This is a genomic window from Streptomyces sp. SID4985, assembly GCF_009863025.1.
Classification (GTDB): domain Bacteria; phylum Actinomycetota; class Actinomycetes; order Streptomycetales; family Streptomycetaceae; genus Streptomyces.
The window spans coordinates 1-2,808 of the sequence record NZ_WWIR01000022.1 but is presented as its reverse complement, the minus strand read 5'-3'; the positions used below and the strand labels follow the sequence as shown (position 1 = coordinate 2,808).

Below are 2,808 nucleotides of genomic sequence, written 5' to 3'. Positions count from 1 at the left end.
GGGGATGTGCCGGGCGCGGAGGAGCTGCGGGAAGAGCTGCTGGGTCTCGGGGCGGTGGAGGTGTCCTTCGCCTCGTGTGATGTGGGGGACCGGGAGGCGCTGGCGAGGGTTCTCGCCGGAGTGGAGACGTCGTTGTCGGCGGTGGTCCATGTGGCGGGGGTGGTGGATGACGGTGTCGTCGCGGGCATGTCCGAGGGGCAGTTGGAGCGCGTTCTGCGGCCGAAGGTGGACGCGGCATGGAATCTGCATGAGCTGACCCGGTCGTGCGATCTGTCGGCGTTCGTGGTGTATTCGTCGCTGGCCGGTGTGCTGGGGACGGCCGGTCAGGCGAACTATGCGGCGGGTAACGCGTTCTTGGACGGGTTGGCGGAGTTCCGGCGGGCTGCCGGATTGCCGGGTGTCTCACTGGCCTGGGGTCTGTGGGAGCAGTCGAGTGGACTGACGGGTCACCTCGCGGAGGCTGACCTGCGGCGCTTGTCGCGGCTGGGATTGCGCCCACTGGACTCTCAGGACGCGATGGGGTCGTTCGATGCGGCTCTGGAGAGCGGTGAAACGGTCGTCGCGATCACCCGCCTCGACACGGCCGCCCTGCGGGCCCAGGACGACCCTGCCCCCATCCTCCGCAAGCTCGTACCCGCCCGGCCCCGGCGCGCACGCGGCACCTCCGCCTCCTCGTCCGCCAGGACGACACCCCTCGGGCGGCAACTGTCCGGTCTGTCGCCCGAAGAGCGTGCACGGTCGGTGGCCGAGCTGGTCCGCACGCAGGTGGCCGAAGTCCTGGGCTACCAGGCCCCGAACGACCTCGACACCGACCGGCCGTTCCAGGACATGGGATTCGACTCCCTGACCGCCGTCGAACTCCGCAACCGCCTCGGCACCGCCACCGGGCTCCGCCTGACCACCACCCTGGTCTTCGACCACCCCACCCCCGCGGCCCTCGTCACCCACCTGCTGGAGCGGTTGTCCGGCGAACGCGCCGGAACCACCACTGCCGTGCGGGAGCGGTCCTCCACGTCCTCGGACGAGCCGATCGCGATCGTGGGGATGGCGTGCCGTTATCCGGGTGGTGTGGCGTCGCCGGAGGATCTGTGGCGGCTGGTGGCCGAGGGTGTGGACGCGGTGGGGGAGTTCCCGGTGAACCGGGGCTGGGACGTGGATGCGTTGTACGACCCGGATCCGGACCGCACGGGCACGTCGTACACCCGACACGGTGGCTTCCTTTACGACGCCGACGAGTTCGATGCCGGGTTCTTCGGTATGTCCCCGCGTGAGGCCCTGGCGACCGATCCGCAGCAGCGACTGCTCCTCCAGACCGCCTGGGAGACGCTGGAGAACGCGGGGATCGTGCCCGCGTCCCTGAGGAACAGCCGTACGGGCGTGTTCACCGGCGTGATGTACCACGACTACGGCTCCGGACCGGGCTCCGTCCCGCAGGAACTGGAGGGTTATCGGGCGGGCGGCACCGCCGGCAGCATCGCCTCCGGGCGGCTGTCGTACACCTTCGGGTTCGAGGGTCCGGCGGTGACGGTGGATACGGCGTGCTCGTCGTCGCTGGTGGCGCTGCATCTGGCCGCCAATGCGCTACGACAGGGGGAGTGCGATCTCGCGCTCGCCGGTGGCGTGACCGTCATGTCCACACCGCAGGCTTTCGTGGAGTTCTCGCGGCAGCGTGGGCTCGCGCCGGACGGGCGGTGCAAGTCGTTCTCGGCTGCGGCGGACGGCACCGGTTGGTCGGAAGGTGTGGGGTTGCTGCTCGTGGAGCGGTTGTCCGATGCCCGGCGCAACGGTCACCAGGTGCTGGGGGTCATTCGCGGCTCCGCGGTGAACCAGGACGGTGCGTCCAACGGCCTCACCGCGCCCAACGGATCGGCGCAGGAACGCGTCATACGGCAGGCCCTCGCCAACTCCGGTCTGCGGGCCACGGATGTGGACGCGGTGGAGGCGCACGGTACGGGCACGGTGCTGGGCGATCCGATCGAGGCGCACGCGCTGCTCGCGACCTACGGCCAGGACCGCCCGAATGAACACCCTTTGTGGCTCGGTTCGTTGAAGTCCAACATCGGCCACACCCAGGCCGCCGCAGGCGTCGGCGGCATCATCAAGGTCGTACAGGCCATGCGCCATGCGGCCCTTCCCAAGAGCCTCCACGCCGACGAGCCGTCGCCGCACGTGGACTGGGACACGGGTGCGGTGCGGCTACTGACGGAGGCACGGGAGTGGCCGAAGTCCGGCCGTCCTCGCCGGGCCGCGGTGTCCTCGTTCGGGATCAGCGGTACGAACGCGCACGTCATCATCGAGCAGGGCGACCCCGACCCCGAGCCCGAGCGCGTCGACAGTGGCCCGGTGAACCCGGTGCCGTGGTTCGTCTCCGGGCGGGACGAGACGGCCCTGCGCGCCCAGGCGCGACGCCTGCACGAGCACCTCACCGGACGCCCCGAACTCGACCCCATCGACGTGGGCTACTCCCTGGCCATGGCCCGTGCCGCGCTGGAGCGGCGTGCCGCGGTCGTCGGCAGCACCCGCGATGAACTGCTGTCCGGGCTGAGGGCGCTGGCCGACGGCGCAGGTGTGTCGTCGGGTGTGCGGCGGGGGCGGACGGCGTTTGTGTTTACCGGTCAGGGTGCTCAACGGGTCGGTATGGGTGGGGAGTTGGGTGAGGCGTTCCCGGTGTTCGCGGGGGCGTTCGATGAAGTGTGCGCAGGGCTGGACCCGTTGTTGCCGCGTCCCCTGCGGGATGTGGTGGCCAGTGGTGAGGGTCTGGATGAGACGGGGTTTGCCCAGCCGGCGTTGTTCGCGTTCGAGGTGGCG

1 protein-coding gene is annotated in these 2,808 nt (G+C 70.3%); it reads left to right on the top strand.

Going from position 1 to position 2,808, the window contains the following annotated elements:
• Window positions 1-2,808 (top strand): type I polyketide synthase (locus GTW40_RS00670; RefSeq protein WP_161178173.1); only part of this gene is annotated, 2,808 nt, incomplete at both ends.